This is a genomic window from Antarctobacter heliothermus, from assembly GCF_002237555.1.
Lineage (GTDB): Bacteria > Pseudomonadota > Alphaproteobacteria > Rhodobacterales > Rhodobacteraceae > Antarctobacter > Antarctobacter heliothermus_B.
On the sequence record NZ_CP022540.1, the window covers coordinates 3,548,758 to 3,570,609 of the forward strand.

A 21,852-nucleotide genomic window follows, 5' to 3' on the forward strand; every position below is an offset into this window, starting at 1 on the left:
TCCGCACACCGCGTCCGGCCCTGACGGGGCCGGGCCGCGTTCCTGAAACCTCCATGCGGGCTCCGGGATGTTACGGGTCCGTCGGGTCGCGACGACCTGTCAGCCAAGCTCGCGCCGCGCCCTTTTCACTTTTTCCTGCTCCAACAACAGCTTGTCCATCCAGCGGTCGAGTTCTACCAGCAGGCGTTTCCGATGCCGTTCGTAGGTGAAGGTGTGGTCGCAATCCGCGTAGAAATGCAGATCGAGCCGATCGCGGAATTCAACGCGTGGCAGTGCGTCCACAAGCTGTCTTCGGTAATTGTGCTGGAAGTCATGACCACCGGTGAAGATCGCGAGAATGCGCGCGCCGTTGTTCACGGCGTCCTGGTACGTCTTTTCCAGAAACGCGATCACCTCGGGATTTTCCATGTCGGGGCGGGCGAACGGCTCCTTGCGTTTTTGCTGGCCGCTGCCGTCGGCAGACCGCCCCATAAGTCGACGGATCCGCGCCCATGTGTTCCCGCGACCGGTGGCCAGGTTGACCCAGACTGTGCGCCGCGACAGAACGCGGGCAACGTTCTTGACGAAGAACAGGAAAGTGCGCGGGATCGAGGGATCGACCAGCACGACGCCCGCGATCCGCCGATCACGCGACGCGTGGATGATCGAGTGATCGGCACCGGAACACAGGCCCATCAGGATAAAGCCGGACTGGCCAAGGTTGGTCTCGAGCCAGTCGCAGACATCGGTGATGCTGGCGAGGTTGGCGTCCAGTGGCGCCAGTGTCTCGCTCTGCACCGGACTGTCGCCGATGCCGCCGAAATCGAAGCGCACGACCGGGTGTCCCTTCGACGCGTAGAGTCGCGCAATGGTCACGTTCATGCGGTGATGGCCGACCCGGTGGATGATGCCGGTATTGAGCAGGATGATCGGCGGACGGACCGGAGTCGTCACCGGCCGCACCAGCAGCCCGCATAGCGACGCCTGCGCACCGAACAGCACAACCTGTTCCGTCGTCTGATTGCCGGCCGGGCTGTCCGCATCCGGGTTCATGTCATCCACTCCTTGATCCGGTTGATCACGTCGACCGGCATGGTGCCCGCGTCGAGCGGCCAGTTCTCGTGCCAGGCGGGATGATCCGGAACGCTGATAAAGCTCTTGTCGGCAGCATGACCATCTCCCAGGGCCGCGCGGAACTGCTCATGCGAGGGGATAGGCCGGGTGACCATCGTCACCGTCCGGCGCGGCAGCCGCGGGATAAGCGGAACCAGTTCGACCCGGCTGATCTGGTCGCGCTGCGAATCTGTCAGTGGAAAGCCGCAGATTTCATGCCCACCCCCCAATTCCACAGGCCGCTTGGGCGGTGGTGCCTTGCCGATCGGCATATTCGCGGCGCTGTGGTAGAGCGCCGCGACATACTCCGGCCCGCAGACCACCGGGTCCCACAACACCAGCCGGTCAATCAGGCCCCGGTCCTCGACCGCGACCTCGGCGGCGAGCGACGCCCCCAACCGCAGACCGATCAGCGACACGCTTTCCCCGCCGCTCATATCCATCAACTCTTCGGCCGCAGTGAGGATGTCCTCGCGGCAACCGTCCAACGACACCTCGACGGCATCCCCCGCCGAGTCGCCGGTGCCGAAATAGTCGAAGCGCAGGACGTGGTATCCGTTCTCGGCCAGCACCGAGGCCAGCTTCACCATCGAACGGTGGGCGTAGATGTACTCGTGCCCCCAAGGATAACACAGCACGGCCGCCCGAACGGTCGCCCGTGAGGTGAACGCCGGATGATATACCCCGAAGAGGCGTCGTTCGGGCGTGCCAAAAAGGAACGGCGTCATGGGCTCACTTCACGTTTTTCGGTCCCACCTGTTGTGACAGGACTGCGGCGATCTGCCGAAGATTGTTGAAGAAAAATACGCGGGGATCAAGGGGTACACCCATCTGCGTCTCAACCTGTTTCGCCACCCGCAGCGTCAGCAGCGAATGCCCTCCCAGTTCGAAGAAATTGCTTTCTGCCCCGATATTGTCGACCTTCAGCACCTCACGCCAGATCGCGGCAAGCGTTGTCTCGATACCGGGACGCGGCGGTGTTGTCACAGCTTCGCGCTGCCGGCCCCGTTCGAACGGTTTCGGCAGTGCCTTACGGTCGAGCTTGCCGTTGGGCGTACGCGGCAGCGTGGGCAGGTCCATGATCACCGAGGGCACCATGAGGCGCGGCAGGGTCGCGCGCAGGCTCCGCCGGACCTGGCTGACCGTCATGTTGCTGCCCGGCTCGTAGACCACATAGGCGACCAACCGCAGGTCGTCGGGCCCGGCCTCCTCGACGACGACGGCTGCCTGCCGGATCTGTTCTATGCCCAGAAGCGCCGCCTCGACCTCGCCCAGTTCGATCCGCACGCCGCGGATCTTGACCTGGTGGTCGCCGCGCCCCAGGTGAAACAGCCGCCCATCCGCCGACCAGCGCCCGATATCGCCGGTTCGGTAACACCTCGCGCCCGGTTTCGGGTCGAACGGGTCGGGTAGAAAGCGGTCCTGCGTCTGCTCCGGCAGGCCGACATATCCTGTGGCCACGCCCGCGCCGCCGATCCAAATCTCGCCCTGCATCCCGATGGGAACCAGTGCGCCCGCCTCGTCCAGCAGGTAGACACGCGTGTTGGCCACCGGGCGGCCGATGCTGACCGCCTGGCCATCGGCGTCGATCCAGCAGCCGGTGGAATAAATCGTGGTCTCGCTGGGACCGTAACCGTTCCACAAGCGCCCCACCCGTTCCAGCAGCGCATCCGCGAGGTCGCGGGTCAGCGCCTCTCCGCCGGAGATCGCCAGCAGGTCCTGGCTGCCCGCCCAGTCGGCTTCGAGCAGCAGGCGCCAGGCGGAGGGGGTGGCCTGCAGGACGGTCACGTCGCTGTCGCGCAGCGCATCGGCCAGAGCCTCGCCGTTGGTCGCGACCTCGCGGTCCAGCATCTCGATCCGGGCGCCTACTGTCAGCGGCAGTTGCAGCTCCACCGCCGCGATATCGAAGGACACGGTCGTCGTCGCGGCAACCACGTCGCTGGCCGACATACCCGGTTCGCGGCGCAGCGCCTCCAGCAGGTTGGACAGCGCACCGTGGGTGACATCCACGCCCTTCGGCCGACCGGTAGAGCCGGACGTGTAGATCAGATGGGACCTGTCCGATGGTGCGATTGCCACCTCGGGATCGCTCTCGGGCAGCGGTGCGGCATGGGACAGCGCCTGCGCGACGTCGACTTCCGCCACCCCATCTGGCATGTCCAGGGACCGCGCGGCGTCGCCGCCGGTCAGGACGGCGCTGGCACCGCTATCGCGCAGGATGTAGGCGAGGCGATCCGGCGGAAATCCCGGATCGAGCGGCACATAGGCCGCCCCTGCCTTGTGCACCGCCAGCATCGCCGTGATCAGATCGGCCGACCGGTCGAGGCACAGCCCGACCACCGCGCCCTGCCCGATCTCCCGCGACGCCAGATGATGCGCCAACCGGTTGGCGCGGGTGTTCAGACCGGCATAGCTCAGCTCATGATCGCCGGTGCGGATCGCGACCGCCTCGGGTGTTGCCTGCGCTTGCCGCGCGACCTGTTTTGGCCAGGGCGCGGGCTCGATTTCTACCGGTGCCGGCACGAACTCGGATAGCAGCGTGTCGCGTTCCTGGTCCGACAGCAGCGGGAAATCGGCGACCGGCGTTTCCGGGTGATCGACCGCGTGGCGCAGGATCGCCTCCAGCCGGGCCAGCAGCCGCTTCACCGTCTCGGGCAAATAGATGTCTGTCCGATACTCGATCGCGCCCATGATCCGGCCCTCGGACTGGCGGACGAACCAGGTCATGTCATGGATGGCACCACCGCCGTAGATCGGCTCGCTCGGCGCTCCGGCCGCGCTTTGCAGCACCACGGCGAACTGGAACAGGGGCGACCGGTTCAGCCGCCGCGCCGGCATTGCGCGTTCCACGACCATCTCGAAGGGCACATGGCTGTGGGGATGGCTGTCCAGCAGGCTCTGCCGGGCGGTTGCCAGCAGGTCGACAAAAGGCGTTCGAGGCGTCAGTCCCATCCGCAGAACCTGCGTATTGACGAAGGGCCCGATCATCCGCTCAAATTCCGGCTTCTCGCGCAGCGCGACCGGACTGCCGAGGACGATGTCCTCGAGCCCGGTCTCCCGATGCAGCGCCAGCGCCGACGCTGCCAGAAGCGCCATGTAGAGCGTGACATGCTGGGACTGGCAGAATGCGTTCAGTTTCTCCGAGAACTCGGCATCCCACTCAAAGGACTCGCTGGTGCCGTCCCATCCAAGTTTGGGAATGAGATCGGCGTTGAACGCGCAGAGATCGGGATGCCCGCGCAGCGTCTCCTCCCACCAGTCCAGATGCGGCGCCAGCCGCGCCGGGTCCATCTGCTGCCGCTGCCAGCCCGCATAGTCGGGATATTCCAACTGCGGCGCGCGGGCGACGTAATCCGTCCCCTCCGCCGCCGCCGCCAGAATCTCCTCGCGCAGCAACGACAGCGACCAGTGGTCGATGGCGATGTGATGCGCGGCGACCATCAGCGCCGCCCCGTCCGCCCCGAACCCCAACACGGTGAAACGCGCCGGCGCGCCGTTTTCCAGATCAAAGGGGCGCGCTGTTTCGCGCCTGATCGCCTCGTCCACTGCGGCTTTCCGCGCGGCGTCGTTCAGGTCCTCCAGGTCCAGGGACTCGACCGGCACGAGGTCGGGTTCCAACATGATGGCCACCGGCCCGGTCGGAGTCTCGCGGAAGGAGGTCCGCAGCACGCCATGCCGCGTGACGACGTGTTTCACGGCGGCTTCCAACGCGTCCGGCTCCAGCCTTGTGCCGAAGGGCCAGACCGTCACGAGGTTGTACTCCGTCGCCTTCGGGTCCAGCTTCTGGATGATCCAGAGCCGTTCCTGGAAATGCGACACCGGCAACTTCCCGTCTTTTGGCAAGAGAGTCGGCGCGGCGCCGTCCTCGCGCTGCAAAAGCTCGATGATCCCGGACTTGCGCAGGCGGATCTCGTTGCGCAGGTCCTCAGGCAGGCTACCGACCCGGCCGGTCACGCGCAGGTCTTCGCCCTGCGTCGTGATCTGTCCACCGCGCGAGCGGACTTCCCTGAGCAGTTCCGCCGGGGTCACAACACGAACTCCTCAAACTCCTCGTCGCCGCCGTCCGGGCCACCGCCGGTTTCGTTGGCAGCGTCCACCAGCGAGGCGATATTGCCGATGGTCCGGCCGTCGAAGACGTCCCGCAGCATCAGTTTTACCGAGGTCGCGGATTCCAGTTGCGCAAGAAACCGTGTTGCCATGAGCGAGTGCCCCCCAAGTTCAAAGAAATCGTCGTCCGGCCCGTCCAGCGGCACCTGCAGCAGGCCGGCCCAGATCGAGGCCACAACGTATTCGGCCTCTGTCCGGAAATTGTCGCGCTGAACGAGGCCAGCCTCTTCGGCGGCCTCGGCCGGTGCGCCGGGCATGTTTTGCGCGGCTGGATCGACGCCCGGCATCACGCCTTCGCGCCGAGCCCAGAGCATCGCCGCCGGCAGGTCGTAGGTCGTGACCACCACCCGCCCGATCGGAGCGCAGGCGAAATCGAGCAGCAGACCGGCGGCGGCTTTCCGGTCGAGGGGCGTCAGCCCCGGATCGGGTCGCTCCTTGAGCCGCCGGGCCGCCATGCCGACCTCGGCCCAGGCGTCCCAGTTCATCACCGTCACCTGGCGCCAGGCGGACGGCCGCTCCGCGCTTTCGGCCCAGGCGTCGAGGAAGGCATTCGCCGCGGCGTAGTCGACCGCGCCTGCGGCAGAGATTATGGAATTGATCGAACTCATCAGCACCACGAAATCCAGCGGTGCGTCCCCAAATGCCCGCGCCAGCATGCGGGTGCCGTCCACCTTGGCGGCCAGCGTGGCGGACATGTCCCGTTGCGTTTGTCGTACCGTCATGGCACCGCTACCGGGCAGGCCCGCAGCATGGATGATGGCGTCGATGCCGCCCCAGCGCGCGCGAACCTCGTCCGCCAGCCGCACCACGCCTGCGGCGTCGGCGACGTCGCAGGCCGCCACCATCACCTCGGAGCCCATCGCCTCGATCGCGGCGATCTCGTTGAGCGCCTCCGCCGTCACATGTCCCGATGCGATCGCTTCGTCCCAGTCGTCCCGCGACGGCACGGGGGTCCGCCCAACCAGCACGAGACGCGCGGGCCCGGCCTCGGCCAGCGCGCGGGCGACGGTCAGACCGACACCGCCCAAACCGCCCGTGATCAGGCAGACGCCGCCCTCCCTTAGCGGCGATCCCGCGCGCTTTGGTGCGGCGACCGGGTCGTAGCGGCGATGGAACCGCCGCCCGTGGCGGCGCGCGCAGAAGGGGTCGGGATCGTCTTGGCGCAGCTCTTCCATTATGGTGTCGGCCAGAGCCTCGGGGTCGGTCGCCACGTCTTCCGGTGCCAGATCCACATGGCGGAAGAACAGGCGCGGTTCCTCACTGGCGAGCGCCAGCATCGGTCCCTGCACCAGCACGCCATCGGGGTTTGCGACAGGTTCACCCAGTACGGAACAGGCGCCGGTCGTAAGACAGATCACCGGCACCGGCGCGTCCAGCGAAGCGCTCTGGGCCACCTGGCCCAGGGCCGCCATCGTATCAAAACACCCCCGCCCGCTGACCGTCCTGCGGTCCAGTCCCCATGCCATGACCACTCCCGCGACCGGTACATCGCCCGCGCTGATCACGTCCAATATGTCCTGCGCATTGCCGGGGCGGACGCGGGACGGCGACCCGACCTCCGGGGAAGCGCCGGGCAGGATCATCACGACCTCGTCAGCGCCGGCCTGCATCATGCGTCGGCTCAACGCGCCGGACATCTCGGGGCTGTCGACGAAAGCAAGCCAGCGGCCCGCGACCTGGCGTTCCGGCACGGTCGCGGCGGTGCTCCATCCGGGCACGCTGATGAACGGGTCCTGCGCCCGGCCCGCCGCCACGCCCTGTGCTTGGCCGCCGGCCCCCTCCGTGGCTACCGGGTCGACCCAATGGCGCTCTCGGTCGAATGGATATGCGGGCAACGGCACGCGCCGCGGTTGCCCCCCGTCCTGTGCCGTCATCCCCGCCCGGTCGATCGTCACGCCTGCAGCCCACATCCGTCCGCCAGCCTCCAGAATCGCGACCTCGTCGCTCTTCTGCTCACCAGGATGCCCCAGCGAGGACGCGATTCGGTTCCGCGAGGCGGGCAATGCCACCTGCGCAAGCGAGGACAGCACGGTCCCAGGCCCGACCTCCAGCAGGAACAACGCGGGGTCGCTGCCCAGAAGTTGCACGCCGGGCCCGAACCGGACCGAGCGACGCAAATGCCGGGCGTAATAGTCGGGAGAGACCGCTTCTTGTGGCGTGATCCACGTCCCAGTGACATTGGAGACATAGGGGATCGCGGGTTCCTTCAGGTCGATCCCGGCCACCGCCTCGGCGAAACGATCGAGCGCCGGCTCCATCATCCGCGAATGGAACGCGTGCGAGGTATGCAGCATCCGCGCCGAGAGTCCCTCGGCCTCCAGTTCGGCCACCAGGTCCGCGACAGCCTCGGTTTCGCCCGAGACGACGCTAAGGTCCGGGGCGTTCTCGGCCGCGATCTCGGCACGCCCGGCGAGGCGGCTGTTGAGTTCGGCCACCGCCATCGGAATTGAGGCCATGCTGCCCGGCGGCATCTCCTGCATCACGCGCCCGCGCAACGCCACGAGGGCAAGCGCGTCTTCCAACGTCAGAACCCCAGACAGATGTGCGGCCACATATTCGCCCAAGCTGTGCCCGATCATCGCGGTCGGCCGGATGCCCCGGTCCGCCCACATGCACGCCAACGAGTATTCCGTGGCGAACAGCGCGGGCTGCGTCAGCCAGGTTTCCGACAACCGCGCAGACGGGTCGTGCAACACCGCCTGCCGCAGGTCGAGTCCCAGCGGTTCGGCCAGGATCTCGGCGCAGTTGTCGAAGGCCGACCTGTAGGCCGGGTTCTGGTCGTAGAGGCCGCCTCCCATACCGTGATGCTGGCTGCCCTGCCCGCTGAACATAAAGGCCACGCGCCGTGCGCCACCCTCCTGCGCCGTGCCTCGGGCCGACCTGCGCAGCTTTGCCGCCGCGTCGGCCCCGTCTTCCGCCACCACGAAGCGGCGATGGCGGAACGCGCTGCGCCCATTCAGCAGGGTGTGCGCCACGTCGGGCAGCGCCGGGGCGTCCGGCGCATCCAGCGCGTCGCCCAGCCGTGCCGCCGCCAGCGCCAGCGCCGCCTCGCTGCGCGCCGACAGGACCAGCGTCTGTGGTCCGGTGGAGGTCGGCTGCGGAGCAGGTACGGGCGCCTCCTCTAGGATGACATGCGCGTTGGTGCCGCCGATACCGAACGAACTGACTGCGGCGCGTCGGGGGCCTTCAGACTGCCATGCCCCACCCTCGGCGGAGGCGACGAAAGGGCTGCTCTCCAGCGACAGCTGCGGATTGGGTTCGCGAAAATTCACCAGCGGCGGATACCACGCGTTCTTCAGGCAGAGCACCGACTTGATCAGCCCGGCCACGCCCGCAGCCGCGTCCAGGTGCCCGATATTGGCCTTCAGCGCGCCCAGTCGGCAGAAGCCGGTGTCGTCGGTCCGGTCGCGAAAGGCCCGCGTCAGCGCCGCGATCTCGATTGGGTCGCCCAGCGGCGTGCCGGTGCCATGCGCCTCCATGTAACCGATGCTGCGCGGTTCCACCCCGGCGAGGGTCTGCGCCATGGCGATGACCTCGGACTGGCCGTCGATGCTGGGCGCAGTATAGCCCGCCTTGGCGCCGCCGTCGTTGTTGATCGCCGCGCCGCGGATCACCGCGTGAATGGTATCGCCCTCGCGCAGCGCCGCACTCAGCCGTTTCAGCACCACCAGCCCAATCCCTGCCCCGGCGCGGGTGCCTTTGGCCGCCGCGTCGAAGGGCCGGCAGTGTCCGTCGGGCGAGAAGATCATGCCCTCTTGGTACAGGTAGCCGGTCCGTTCGGGGAAGTTGATCGACGCGCCGCCGGCCATCGCCACGTCGCATTCGCCGCGGATCAGCGCCCGGCAGGCCATCTCCACCGCCACCAGAGAGGTCGAGCAGGCGGTCTGCACCGTCACGCTGGGCCCCTTGAGGTCCAGCTTGTACGACACCCGCGTGCAGAGGAAATCCTTGTCGTTGCCCAGCATCAGCTGATAGCCGCCCGCGGATTCGGCCAGCGCGCGGTTACCGAGTACATGCGCCAGCAGGTAGGTGTTCATGCTCACCCCGGCATAGAGACCGACCGGCACCTCGATCCGGCCGGGGGCGTAGCCCGCGTGCTCCATCGCCTCCCAGGCGCATTCCAGGAACAGCCGCTGCTGCGGGTCTATGATCTTCGCCTCGCCGGGCGACATCTGGAAGAATTCCGCGTCGAACTGGTCCGAGCCGTCCAGCGTCGTGCCCCGCGGCACGAAATTCGGGTTCCTGCGCAACTCCGGAGGTACGCCGGCGGCGGCCATTTCCTCGTCCGAGTAGTCGCGCAGCGATTCGACACCGTCGCGGATATTGGCCCAGAACACGTCGAGATCGGGCGCGTCGGGAAACCGACCCGCCATGCCGATGATGGCGATCGCGTGCGGCGGAAAGCCTTCGGTGTCGCTGCTGGACTGTTCAAACATTGCCATACTGTTCCGCTCTCTGCCGTGCCCGCGTCACGGCAGCCTTGTCTGCCCCGTCTCCGTCGCTGTCATAGCCCTCGGCCTGCGACGCCACGGTGGTTCGCCGGAACAACTCGATCAAGGGGATCTTGTCCCCGAACGCCGTCTTCAGTTTCTCGTGCAGCTTGACCAGCAGCATCGAGTGCCCGCCGGCATCGAAAAAGCTCTGGTTCAGGCCGACGCCGGGCAGGCCCAGCACTTCGCACCACAGCGCCGCGATCTGCCGCTCCGTCTCGGACATCACAAAGGTCTCCGCGACGCGGATCTCGGCAACGGCGGCGGTTTCCGGCTTGGGCAGGGCCTTGCGGTCGACCTTGAGATTGGGTGTCAGCGGCAGCGCGTCGAGCGCGATGAACCCGCTGGGCACCATGTATTCCGGCAGGTCCGCGCGCAACGCGCTGCGTGCCCTGTCCGGGTCGAATGCGTCGGGCGCGGTCGCAACTATGTAGGCGTAAAGCGCGGCCTGACCGCCCTCGGGGGCGTGCGCGATCACCACGCAATTCGCCACGCCGGGCACGGCGGACAGTCGTGCCTCGACTTCGCCCAATTCGACCCGAAAGCCGCGGACCTTCACCTGGAAGTCGTTGCGCCCGACAAAGACCAGGGCGCCATCGGCACGCTGGCGTACCAGATCGCCGGTCCGGTAGGCCTGTACCGCTCCGGTTTCCGGGAAATCCACGCGCGCGAAGCGGTCGGCGGTCAAGTCCGGGCGGTTGCGGTAGCCGCGCGCCACGCCGTCCCCGGCGATGCAGAGTTCGCCGACGATGCCCGGCGGCACCGGGCGGCCCTGCGTATCCACCACCGCGACCCGCGTGTTCTGGATAGGGCGACCGATGCTGGCGGCGTCCTCGGCGGTTGCGATCCGCTGGAGCGTTGACCAGATCGTCGTCTCCGTCGGGCCGTACATGTTCCACAGCGCCGCCACCTTGGGAACCAGCGCTTCGGCCAGGGCCTGTGGCATCGCCTCGCCACCGCACAGGGCCGTGAGCCTCAGCATCCCCGTCCATCCCGAATCCAGCAGCAGCCGCCACGTCGCCGGTGTGGCCTGCATCATCGTGATCCGTTGCGAGTCCAGCAGTTCCGCCAGCGCGGTGCCGTCGATACGCTGCGCCCGGTCGGCAATCACCGTCGCCGCACCAGTGGTCAGCGGCAACCAGTATTCCAGCCCGGCGATGTCGAAGGAGGGCGTCGTCACCGACAGCACCCGGTCGTCGGCGCACAGCCCCGGCTCTACGCGCATCGCCGCGAGGAACGAAACGAGATTGCGGTGTCTGACTTCGACCCCCTTTGGGCGGCCGGTCGATCCGGATGTGTAGATCACATAAGCCAGTTCCTCCGCCCCGACCGGGCACGGGGGGCTGGTCTCCAGCGGCTCGATCTCCGTCTGGTCAATCAGTACGGTACGGACATCGGCCTCCGGCAGGTCGCGGGCAATCTTGGATGTCGTGACAAGTGCCGCGGGGGCCGCGTCTTCGAGGATCATCGCCAGCCGGTCGGCCGGGTGCATCGGGTCGAGCGGGACGTATGCCGCGCCGGCCTTCCATGTCGCCAGCAGAGCGACGATCAGATCGCAATCCGGCTCCAGCGCCACCGCCACGAGATCGCCGGGCGCCACGCCGCCCGAGACCAGGTGCGCCGCGAGGCCATTGGCGCGCCGGACCAGCGTCCGGTAATCCAGCATGTCCTGCCCAGCGACCACGGCCGGACGGTCGGCATACTGCTCTGCCACCCGGTCAATCAGGGCGTGCGTCGCTGCGTCGTCGTCGTAGCGGGCGGGCCGGGCGCGCGTCAGTTCGGCCAGTTGCGCGCGGTCTTCCGCGGACACGATGTCGTATTCCGATATCCTGCGTCCGGGATCCGCGATGATCACCTCCAGCAGGGTCTTGTACCGCTGGTGCAGTCGAAGGATGGTCGCGCGGTCGAACAGGTCCCGCGCATATTCGTAGGACAGCTTCAGAAGACCCTTGCGCTCGACCGCCTCGACCGAAAGGTCAAACCGCGTGGCGCCCGTCTCGACAGGGATGTCGGTGCTGGTCGTGCCCGGCAGGTTGGCGTTCAGCTCTGGAAAGGTCATCAGGGTGAACAGGACCTGGAACACCGGCGCGTGGCGGGTCGAGCGTTCGGGCCTGAGTTCCTCCACCACCATGTCGAAGGGCGGTTCGCTGTGATCGTGCGCCGAAAGAACCTTGGACCGGACCTGCTGCACGAAGTCCGAGAAGGTCGGATCGCCGCCAAGCTCTCCACGCAGCACGACATTGTTGATCAGGCATCCGATTGTGTTTCCGAAGCGGCGGTCCATCCGGTTGGCGACGGGCGAGCCGATCAACACGTCCTCCTGTCCGGAGTGACGATGCAACAGGATCTGCAAGGCGGCGAGGAGGACCATGAACTGCGTCGCCCCGGTGCGCTTGGCAAGGCCGCGCAGCGCCTGGCAGGTCTGCGGCTCCAGCCAGGCCGAGTAGCGCGCGCCCCTGTAGGAAGGCCGGGCGGGATGCGGGCGGTCGATCGGCAGCTCTGTCAGCGCCGGAGCGCCGGCAAGCTCTTCGGTCCAGTAGGCGAAATCGCGTTTCCAGCGCCCGGTCGCCGCCCGATCGCTTTCCCACAGGCCGTGATCCGCAGCATGGGCCTCTACCGGCGGAAGCGTGTCGGCTCTGCCCTCCCGAAACGCAGTATAGAGTTCCAGAAGCTCGCGCGAGAACACGGCCAGCGACCAGCCATCTGATACGATGTGATGGACACGGGTCAGCAACACGAGGTCATCGGGCGCGTATCGATACACGCTCACAGAAAAAAGCGGACCGGTATCCAGATCGAACGGCTCTGCCATCCGGCGCGAGAACAGGTCCCTCGCATGCGCGATCCGCTCTGCCTCGGGAATGTCGGGCATGTCGACGATCTCGAGCGAGGGCGGCAGGTCGTCGAGGATCTCGGCAAAGGGCTCTCCGCCGGACTCGCCGAAACGCGTGCGTAGAGCCTCGTGCCTCAGCACCAATCCACGACAAGCTTCGAACAAAAGGTCGACATCCAGCGCACCCCGGATCCTCATCGCGCCGCCGATGACATAGGCGCTGGTTCCTGCGTTCACCCGTTCCAGGAACCACAGGCGCCGTTGTGCGAAGGACAGCTGACAGCGGGCGGTGCCGCGCCGCACTGCGGGCCGCGCGACCGCCCGGTCCCCGGCGCCGTTATTCAGGGCGGCGATCAACGCGTCGCGATTGTCGCGTATACTGTCGCGGAGGGACTCGGTTAGACTGCCTGCCGGGGCGCGTACCCGAAGCTGATCGCCATCCAGCGTCAAACTGATGCGTGCGGCACTGAGTTCATCAAGGAGCTCGGCGCCGATCTCGATTTTATCCCGCGCGGGCATAGAACTCCTCACGAACATACAATAATCAAAAAATGCATTGTCAGATTTTGGTACTTTCCTACACAAGCCATACCTGTACAAGATAATTTGGCGTCGAAAGGACCGGAAGCGCCCGGGATGGCCGTTTGGTAACCAAGTTGGCGACATTGTGGAAAACATCGCGACAAGTTCGAGGAAATGGCGGGCATTGTCTTCGCGGCATGCGTGTAAGTGCCGGCGCCGATACAGCTTGGGCAGACCAAGCGGCCGACGCGGCGGCCTCGCGGATGGCTCGCACATGATCCCCGGATGACCCTGCCCGACTTCGAAACGGCCCTACCAGAAGCTGCAGCCCCCTTTCTCGCCGACGGCGACGCGCATGTCTGGCTGCTGACCCTCGACCTGCAGGGGGCCGCGCTCGACGAGCTGCGCGCCCTGCTCTCGACCGAGGAGCGGCACAGGGCCGCAGCCTTCGCCTTTGCGCATCTGCAATCCCGACATGTGGCCGCACATGGGCAGATGCGGCGCATACTGGCCGCCTATACCGGCCAACCACCACAGGCGCTGCGGATCGGAACCAGACAACAAGGCAAGCCATATCTCGATCCAGAAGACCGACCCGCCTTCAACCTGTCGCATTCCGACGGGCTTGGATTGCTGGCGGTCTCGCAGTCCGTCGCCATCGGCGCCGATATCGAGCGCATCCGGCCATCGCCCGACTTGGCGGGGATCGCCGAAACGACCATGTCGCCCGCCGAATCCGCCGCCCTAGCGCGCCTACCCGTGAACCTCCGGACCGAGGCCTTCTTTGCCTGCTGGACACGCAAAGAAGCGGTGATGAAATGCGACGGGCGCGGGTTCGGGCTCGAACCGGCAAGCTTTACGGTGCCGGTAGATCCCGCGACGCGGCCCGATCCGCGGCCGCTGAACCCGTTCCCCGGAACCGCCATGACCCTGTTCGACGTCTCCGTCCCTGTGGGGTTCCGCGGCGCCGTGGCGGCGCTGCCGGGGATCAGGGCGCTGCGGTTTTTTCGGCTTCCCGCGCCCTGCCCGGGCTGCTAGGGTCCACCGGTCGATTTCGATACCGGTTCTTTGCAACGACCGACGGTGAATTTTCGATATGATCAGCCGGGCAGAGCCTTCATGAACAGTATCCGCGTAGCGCTGCTGTTCGTTACGGGCGGAAAATACATCACGGCCCTCGTGGGGCTGGCAACGATCGCCATAGTCTCGCGCCTCATCACGCCGCACGAATACGGAATCGCGGTTCTGGGCATGTCAACGCTCGCCGTCGCGGGAGCCGTGCGGGAACTGGGATCGGCGGCCTATGTTGTTCAGGTGCCGGACCTGACAGAGCACAAGTTGCAAGGGGTCTTTACCATCAACCTGATGGTGACGCTTGTGCTCGCAGTGGTGATCTTTGCCGGGGCACCTTGGTTAGGCGCACTGTTCGGCGAACCCGGACTGGCGGATTTCCTGCAGATTTCGCTGATCGGCTTCGTCACCGGTTCCGTGGTCTTCCCTCTGCACGGGCTGCTGGCACGCGAGCTCGCTTTCAACCGGCTGGCCGCGATCAACGTCGCGACCACTCTCATGAATTCGCTGGTGCTGATTGTTCTCGCCGCGCACGGTTTCAGCTTTCTCAGCTTCGCTCTGGCCAATGTCGTGTCGGGAATCTTGGGTGGCCTAGCCCTGCTCTGGGTGAAGCCGGTTTTCGGAATGTTCCGTCTGCGACTGACGGCCTGGCGCGACGTGCTCTCATTCAGCCTTTTCACCGGAGGCGCCGCCGCGTTGCACCAAACTGCGCAGTACCTGTCCTTCGCGATCCTCGGTGTCTTTCTCGCCCCCGGCGCGGTGGGAATCCTGCACCGCGCCTCGATGCTCTGCCAGTTCCCCGAGCGTACGATCCTGGCCGCGGTTCGCGAGGTCGCCCTGCCCGCCTTTTCCGAAATGGCCCGGCGCAAATCTGACCTCGCGCACAGCTACCTTGCCGCGGTCGAGCGGCTGAGCGCCGTAATCTGGCCCGCGCTCCTGCTGCTGATGATCCTGGCCGATCCGCTGGTCCGGGTCCTGCTGGGCCCGCAATGGACTGCGACCATCCCGCTCGTGCAGATCATCGCCGCCGCGATGTTGATCAACTTTCCGCCCGGCATCAATAACCCGATCCTCATCGCCACCGGCGCCGCGCGGAGCGTTTTCCTGCTGTCCCTGCTGCAAGTATCCGTAAGCCTGCCGCTGATCCTCGTGGCGGCGCAGTTTGGGATCAAGGCTGTGGCCTATGCCACTATACCGATAATCGCCCTGGGTGTCGTGAGTTCGACCATCGCAGTGCGCCGCGAGGTACCGTTCACCTTGTTCGACCTCGCCATGTCGATGCGAAACAGCCTGGGCGTAGCGGCGCTGACAGTCCTGCCCGTGCTGCTCTGGGTCCTGCCGACGGGGGGCGTGTCACAGATCGGGCCGGGCCCCCTCGTAGGGCTGCTTCTGGCGGCGGTCGGGGGCTGGTTCGTCGGGATCCGGGTCTTCGGACACCCCTTGCAGTCCGAGGTCGGCCGCGCGGGACACGCCCTGCGCCGCCGCCTGGCGCGGCGTTCCGCCGGAAGCTGACCCAACATCGCACCCCGGAACCGCGCCGCGACCGGGTCCGGCCTTTTTCCTTGGACAGAAAGGCGGCGAACCGTCTAAATCGGCGCGATTGACTCGTCTTCAGCACGGATATCCTTGACGTGAAAAAGATTGCCACTGGCCGCCTCACCGCTTCGGACGCGACCGAAAGCCGCTGGTTTCTGCGTCCGCAGCCCCCCGAAACCGCAGGCCCGCGCCTGTTCTGCTTTCCCAGCGCGGGGTACGGTGCCTCGATGTATCAGGGCTGGTTTCGCACGGCGGCGGGCCGGCTGGACATCTTCCCGGTGCAGCCTCCCGGACGTGCCAACCGGCTTGCCGAAGCGCCGCTGGAGTCGATCCCCGACTTCGCCCGGCGTATCGTGCCCGAGATCGCGCCCTTGACGGATCGGCCCTACGCTTTGTTCGGTCACTCGATGGGCGCAATCCTCGCCGCCTTCACGGCGGAAGCGCTGATCGAAGAGGGCCTGCCCGGCCCCGAGCATCTATTTCTGTCGTCCCGCCAACCGCCGGACGTGCCCTCTCCGGTACCGCCGCTGTCGCATCTAGACGACGATGAATTCGTGGCCGAGATCAACCGGCGCTACAACGCCATCCCCAACCAGATCCTGCGAGAGAAGGACGTGCTGGAGATGCTGTTGCCCGCGCTGCGGGCCGACATCCGGGCGCTGGAGGCGATCGAGGGCCATCCGGGACGGCGCTTCGACGTACCGATCACCGTCTATGGAGGAGACGGCGACAGGCTGGTGCCGCGACTGCTGCTGGAACGGTGGGAAGGCTGGACCCAAAGCGAGTTCCGCCTGCGCATGTTCTCCGGCGGGCATTTCTACCTTCAGGACAAGGGGCCTGACCTGCTGCGCGAAATCGCCGAAAAGCTCGGGGCTTGACAAAAGCCGCGCGTGTAGACGGCTCGGACGCTCCAGCGGTTCACCGGGCAGGTCCAGCGGCACCGACAGCCTGCCGCGCCGGGCGGCGTGCAGGGGGCGCGCAGCCTGGTCCGGCGGCGGCTCGGCACGGCCGGAATGTTCGCGGCCGTGGCGATCGCCGCGAAGGGCGCATATCGCAGTATCAGCACCTGCACCGGCGGTGACCCAAGCCAGCTGTCGCGTTGCCGCTAATTGTGAATTTCGCGGCCATCGGGCCCATGTTTCTCTCGCGCCTTTGCGCGATGTGATCAACCAAGACAAGCAGACGCGGCTCCTTCTCGAAGGCGCGCAATAGAGCCACCATTGCATAGCCGTCGATGCCAGAGTTGAAGATGGCTGCTTTGGCCAAGGGTCGAGATCGGGCGGCAGCGATTGCGGCGAGGCAGAATAACCTCACGTTCGGTCGGGGATTCTGAAGAATGAATCTGGAATCCCCACCGATGGCCTTTAGTGGCATGGCAAAGGTGACCGCGCGCATTGCACGCTTTAGTTGCTTGGGGCAGCGCTACGGGACGTTGATCTGCGATTGCGAGAGACGCCCCGTCATCGACCTTCTGCCTTTTCGAGAACCCGCGACCGTCGCCGTTTGGCTGCGTGGGCATCCGCAAATCGAGATCGACGCAAGGAATCGCAATGGCGGGTATGCAGGCGCCATTTCTGAAGCGCTTCCAGACGCGGTCCAGGTCGCTGATCGTTGCTTCCTGCTGCAGAACGCGAGCGATTCTTTCTTGTCCGTCATCTGCCGCGCCATGCCCGGGATCCGAGTAGCCTGACCGCGGCGGAGCACTTGAAATATCACAGCTTTCAACGAGCCAGCAGTCCAACGCGATGATCCATCGCATGGAATCCGAAGGCATATCCATCAAGCGCCTCGTCCGCACCACCGGACTGGGCCGAGGTCAGGTCAGACGCATCCTTCGCGGTGAACGACAAGACGGCGGCCGTCTGCTACAGAGCCGCCTCACACCTTGGTTTCCGCTATTGGAGAGGCACTGGCAGTAAGATTGCCGGTACGGTGCAAAGCCCGCAAGAATGTCTTGCACATAGCTGAATTGCGGCATTTCGGGCGTGATCGTCGCGGTAAACGACTGTGCGCCGTTGTCGATAAGGTCAAAGGTTCCCGGCCCCGCGCGATGTCAAAGACCGGTCATAGGTATGTTCGACAAGGCAGTGAATGCCCTCTTCTGGACGCTCCACCCGATAGGCGAAAGCCCTAGGCGCAATGATTTCCTTACGCGGTCTGCCGGGGCGGCCCCATCATGCGTAGGTGGTCGGCCCCGCGACATTGCCTGCCACAGAACCGGGATGCCACGATACCCGCCCGCACTGCGCCGTTCGGAGCCGATTTCCGCCGTCTTTCTATCCATACCCGCGCCAGATGAACGACACCCAGTCGAGGCCAGCATTACTCAGAGCCTCTAAAAGTGCGTTTTCGCCAATAAAAACTACGGAACCGCAGCCACTATGCTGTGCGATGAAAGTTACTTTTCAATGGCTTGCGGGCATCTACCTTCATTGCGCACCAAGAACACCCGCGCGAATCCGCATCGCCGCGTCGGAAGCGCGTGTTAGATCCGTTCCAACACCTCTTTCAGCAACCGTTCCGCCGCGCGAGACAGTTTGCGGCTGCCGTCACGGATGACAAAGTAGTTTGGCACGATGATCGGCTGGCGCAGGTTTACAGCAACGACATTTGCGCCGATGTCGGCGTGCACCAGCAGTTCCTTGACCTCTTCCGACATCGGCGCAATCGCCTGCCCGCGCGCGACTTGCGCCAGCGCTACCAACAAAGACGAACTGTTCAGCACGCGAAGTGGGATTGGCACACCCTCTGAAAGAAAGGCGGATTCGACCGCCTGACGGATCGGCATCCCACGTTCCTGCATGACCCAGGGAAACCCGGTCAACTCGGTCAATTCTACATTGCTGCGCCGCGCCAAAGGATGCGTGACGTGCACAAGCAAAGCGACCACTTCCGTGCGCGCCGGATGGATATGGAAGTTGCGGCTGTCATGGGTTGGCGGAATCCGCCCAAGGACGAAATCATACCGCCCCTCTTCCAGCTGGCGGATCAGTTCGGTTGAGGGGGCCACATCGACGGTGATCTCGAGGTCCGGCGTCTCTTCCAGAACTGCTTGGATCGCGGGCGTCAGACAGCCCGCCGCAGGCCCGGTGACAGAGCCGACGCGGACCTCACCCAACGCCCCCTCTTGAAGCTGTCGCAGCTCATGCTCCAGTGTTTCGACCTCTCCCATGATGACCCGCGCATGGCGCACAAAGGCGGCCCCGGCAGAGGACAGCTCCATCCCCTTGGGGTGACGGACAAACAGCGGGCTGCCAATGGTCCGTTCGAACTCGGACAAAATACGCGAGGCGGCGGGCTGCGAAATTGCCAGCGCCTGCGCCGCAAGCTGAAGCTGTCGGGTCTCTGCGATCTTGAGGATTAGCCCAAGATGGGCCGGTTTCATGCGTCGTGCAATGTCCATGCCAGCAACATATCAAATTCGACATGCAGATCGTCAATAACAGAATTTTACAGGTATGATGTTCGCCGCTACCGTCCCCGCCACGGATCACCGTTATCCGTGACACATAGGGGCGCGAACGCGGGAGGCGGGGCGCCGATCCTGGGAGGGACATTATGACCATGAAACTTCTGCTCGCTTCGGCGGCAGTGGCGTTGACCGGCTTTGGCGCCATGGCTGAAACCGTCGGCATCGCGATGCCGACCAAATCTTCATCGCGCTGGATTTCAGACGGCGAGTCGATGGTGGAACAGTTCAAGGCCGCAGGCTACGACACCATCCTGCAATACGCCGAGGACGACATCCCCAACCAGTTGGCGCAGATCGAGAACATGATCACCAACGGCGTCGACGTTCTGGTGATCGCCGCCATTGACGGCACCACCCTGTCGAGCGCTCTGGAAAACGCCCACTACGCCGATATCCATGTGATCGCCTATGACCGGCTGATCCGCGACAGCGCCTACGTCAGCTATTACGCAACCTTCGACAACTTCAAGGTCGGCGTGCAGCAGGCCAGTAGCCTTGTCTCCGGTCTGAAGGACCGCTTTGGCGACGGGCCCTACAATGTCGAACTGTTCGGCGGCTCGCCCGACGACAACAACGCCTATTTCTTCTACAACGGGGCCATGTCGGTGCTGCAACCGCTGATCGACGCGGGGACCGTGAACATCGTGTCCGGCCAGATGGGCATGGACACCGTGGGCACGCTGCGTTGGGACGGCGCGGTCGCGCAGTCGCGGATGGATAACCTGTTGTCGGCGCACTACACCGACCAGCAAGTCCATGGCGTTCTGTCCCCCTATGACGGGCTGTCCATCGGTATTATTTCGTCGCTCAAGGGCGTCGGCTATGGCTCTGGCGATCAGAAGATGCCGATCGTTTCCGGTCAGGACGCCGAGATCCGCTCTGTCAAATCCATGCTGGCAGGTGAGCAGTATTCGACTGTGTTCAAGGACACCCGCGAACTGGCGCGCGTGACCGTGGGCATGGCCGAGGCGCTGCTGGCCGGTGGTGAGCCTGAGATCAACGACACCACCACCTATGACAATGGTGTCAAGGTCATCCCGTCCTACCTGTTGGAACCCGTCTCGGTGGATCTGTCCAACTGGGAAGAGATCATCATCGGCTCCGGTTACTACACCATGGACCAAGTCAAGTAACGACGGTTCCTCCCGGGGTCCGTCCACCCGTCTGCGGGTGGGCGGGCCTTGGCAGTCACGAAGGGGCAAAGACATGGCGGCGCTACTCGAAATGCGCGGGATCACTAAGGCGTTCCCGGGGGTCAAGGCGTTGGACGCGGTCAACCTGACCGTCGAGGCGGGTGAGATCCACGCGCTGGTCGGTGAAAACGGGGCGGGCAAATCCACCCTGATGAAGGTGCTCTCGGGCGTCTATCCGGCGGGCAGCTACGACGGCGAAATTCACTATGATGGCGCGCTGGCGGAATTCGCCAATATCTCGGACTCCGAGGCGCGCGGGGTCATCATCATCCATCAAGAACTGGCACTGGTGCCGCTGCTGTCGATTGCCGAGAACCTGTTTCTGGGCAACGAACGCGCCAAGGCGGGCGTAATCGACTGGCGTGAGACCAACCAGCGCACCGGCGCATTGCTGAAAAAGGTCGGACTGAAAGAGCCTCCCAGCACGCTGGTGGACAAGCTGGGTGTGGGCAAGCAGCAACTTGTCGAAATCGCCAAGGCGCTGTCCAAGGAGGTGCGTCTGCTGATCTTGGACGAACCCACCGCCGCCCTGTCGGAAAGCGACAGTCAGGCGCTGCTGGACCTGATGCTGGAACTCAAGACGCAGGGCGTCACCCAGATCATCATCAGCCACAAACTGAACGAGGTGCGCCGCGTGGCGGACACCGTGACCGTGATCCGCGACGGATCGACCGTCTCCACCATGGACGCCCGCGCAGAGCCGATAACCGAGGACCACATCGTGCGCGACATGGTGGGCCGCGACATGGCGCATCGCTACCCTGCCCGCGAACGGCGCGCCGGGGATGTGCTGATGGCGGTCAAGGACTGGAACGTCTGGCACCCTCTGCACACCGACCGGCAGGTCATCCACGACATCAATCTGGCGGTTCGCGCCGGTGAGGTTGTGGGCATCGCGGGTCTGATGGGCGCGGGCCGCACCGAATTGGCCATGAGCCTGTTTGGCCGCTCCTACGGGCGCGCCATCACCGGCAGCGTCGAGATCGGCGGCACGTCGGTCGATGTCAGCACCGTCAGCCGCGCCATTGACGCCGGACTGGCCTATGTGACCGAGGATCGCAAATCGCTGGGCCTGATCCTGGACGAGACGATCCAACGCAACATCACCTTGGCCAATCTCGAAGCGGTTTCTCGCGGGCAAGTCTTGAACGAGACGGCAGAGACCCGCGTGGCCGAGGACTATCGCAAGGCGCTGAACATCCGCACACCCAGTGTCTTTCAGCAGGTGGTGAACCTGTCGGGGGGCAACCAGCAAAAGGTCGTGCTGTCGAAATGGCTGTTCGCGAAGCCAGAGGTTCTGATCCTCGATGAACCGACCCGCGGCATCGACGTGGGCGCGAAATTCGAGATCTACGGGATCATCAACGACCTGTCCGCACAGGGCAAAGGCGTGGTCATGATCTCGTCTGAAATGCCCGAACTGTTGGGCATGTGCGACCGCATCTACGTTATGAACGAGGGCGCCTTTGTGGGTGAACTCAGCGCCGAACAGGCCAGCCAAGAGCGCATCATGTCGCTCATCGTGACCGAGTAGGA

At 65.2% G+C, this 21,852-nt stretch carries 13 protein-coding genes; 6 read left to right on the forward strand and 7 right to left on the reverse strand.

Annotated elements, in window-relative coordinates; genetic code table 11:
• Nucleotides 1-99: 99 nt before the first annotated feature.
• The 5 genes from ANTHELSMS3_RS16945 to ANTHELSMS3_RS16965 are packed head-to-tail and all read right to left on the reverse strand — an operon-like array spanning nt 100 to nt 13,041.
• Nucleotides 100-1,032 (reverse strand): alpha/beta fold hydrolase, encoded by a 933-nt coding sequence (locus tag ANTHELSMS3_RS16945; RefSeq protein WP_157733547.1) that lies wholly within the window; start codon nt 1,030-1,032, stop codon nt 100-102.
• A complete protein-coding gene (locus tag ANTHELSMS3_RS16950; protein ID WP_094035907.1) occupies nt 1,029-1,820 on the reverse strand; it encodes a serine aminopeptidase domain-containing protein in 792 nt (263 codons plus the stop codon). Before ANTHELSMS3_RS16950 ends, ANTHELSMS3_RS16945 begins: the two co-directional genes overlap by 4 nt.
• A gap of 4 nt (nt 1,821-1,824) precedes the next feature.
• Nucleotides 1,825-5,121, reverse strand: a complete 3,297-nt coding sequence (locus ANTHELSMS3_RS16955; protein WP_094035908.1) for a non-ribosomal peptide synthetase — start codon at nt 5,119-5,121, stop codon at nt 1,825-1,827.
• A complete protein-coding gene (locus ANTHELSMS3_RS16960) occupies nt 5,118-9,641 on the reverse strand; it encodes a type I polyketide synthase (RefSeq protein ID WP_094035909.1) in 4,524 nt (1,507 codons plus the stop codon). Before ANTHELSMS3_RS16960 ends, ANTHELSMS3_RS16955 begins: the two co-directional genes overlap by 4 nt.
• Nucleotides 9,628-13,041: a non-ribosomal peptide synthetase gene (locus ANTHELSMS3_RS16965; RefSeq protein WP_198319830.1), complete on the reverse strand. Its 3,414-nt coding sequence runs from the start codon at nt 13,039-13,041 to the stop codon at nt 9,628-9,630. The genes ANTHELSMS3_RS16960 and ANTHELSMS3_RS16965 overlap by 14 nt, the downstream gene beginning before the upstream one ends.
• Nucleotides 13,042-13,329: 288 nt before the next feature.
• Here ANTHELSMS3_RS16965 and ANTHELSMS3_RS16970 point away from each other — a divergent pair, with 288 nt between their 5' ends.
• The 4 genes from ANTHELSMS3_RS16970 (at nt 13,330) to ANTHELSMS3_RS16990 (ending at nt 17,341) form a co-directional block, all read left to right on the forward strand.
• Nucleotides 13,330-14,082 (forward strand): 4'-phosphopantetheinyl transferase family protein, encoded by a 753-nt coding sequence (locus tag ANTHELSMS3_RS16970; RefSeq protein WP_094035911.1) that lies wholly within the window; start codon nt 13,330-13,332, stop codon nt 14,080-14,082.
• A gap of 81 nt (nt 14,083-14,163) precedes the next feature.
• Entirely contained in the window at nt 14,164-15,627 is a 1,464-nt protein-coding gene (locus tag ANTHELSMS3_RS16975; RefSeq protein ID WP_094035912.1) for an oligosaccharide flippase family protein, read from the forward strand.
• Nucleotides 15,628-15,746: 119 nt separating this feature from the next.
• Nucleotides 15,747-16,529 (forward strand): thioesterase II family protein, encoded by a 783-nt coding sequence (locus ANTHELSMS3_RS16980; protein ID WP_094035913.1) that lies wholly within the window; start codon nt 15,747-15,749, stop codon nt 16,527-16,529.
• A gap of 458 nt (nt 16,530-16,987) precedes the next feature.
• Nucleotides 16,988-17,341 carry a hypothetical protein gene (locus ANTHELSMS3_RS16990; RefSeq protein ID WP_157733548.1) on the forward strand — a complete coding sequence of 118 codons (354 nt, stop codon included), beginning with the start codon at nt 16,988-16,990 and terminating at the stop codon, nt 17,339-17,341.
• Nucleotides 17,342-17,372: 31 nt separating this feature from the next.
• Here the strand turns inward: ANTHELSMS3_RS16990 and ANTHELSMS3_RS26365 are convergent, their stop codons facing one another.
• On the reverse strand, nt 17,373-17,501 hold the full coding sequence (locus tag ANTHELSMS3_RS26365; RefSeq protein ID WP_302630575.1) for a hypothetical protein: 129 nt from the start codon (nt 17,499-17,501) through the stop codon (nt 17,373-17,375).
• A gap of 635 nt (nt 17,502-18,136) precedes the next feature.
• A complete protein-coding gene (locus ANTHELSMS3_RS16995) occupies nt 18,137-19,036 on the reverse strand; it encodes a LysR substrate-binding domain-containing protein (protein WP_254694763.1) in 900 nt (299 codons plus the stop codon).
• A 173-nt stretch (nt 19,037-19,209) separates the two neighbouring features.
• On the opposite strand from ANTHELSMS3_RS16995, the gene chvE reads away from it, so the two are divergent.
• Nucleotides 19,210-20,256, forward strand: coding sequence for a multiple monosaccharide ABC transporter substrate-binding protein (gene chvE, locus ANTHELSMS3_RS17000; RefSeq protein ID WP_094035916.1), 1,047 nt, complete (start codon nt 19,210-19,212; stop codon nt 20,254-20,256).
• Nucleotides 20,257-20,329: 73 nt separating this feature from the next.
• Nucleotides 20,330-21,850 (forward strand): multiple monosaccharide ABC transporter ATP-binding protein, encoded by a 1,521-nt coding sequence (gene mmsA, locus ANTHELSMS3_RS17005; RefSeq protein WP_094035917.1) that lies wholly within the window; start codon nt 20,330-20,332, stop codon nt 21,848-21,850.
• The last annotated feature ends 2 nt before the right edge of the window (nt 21,851-21,852 follow it).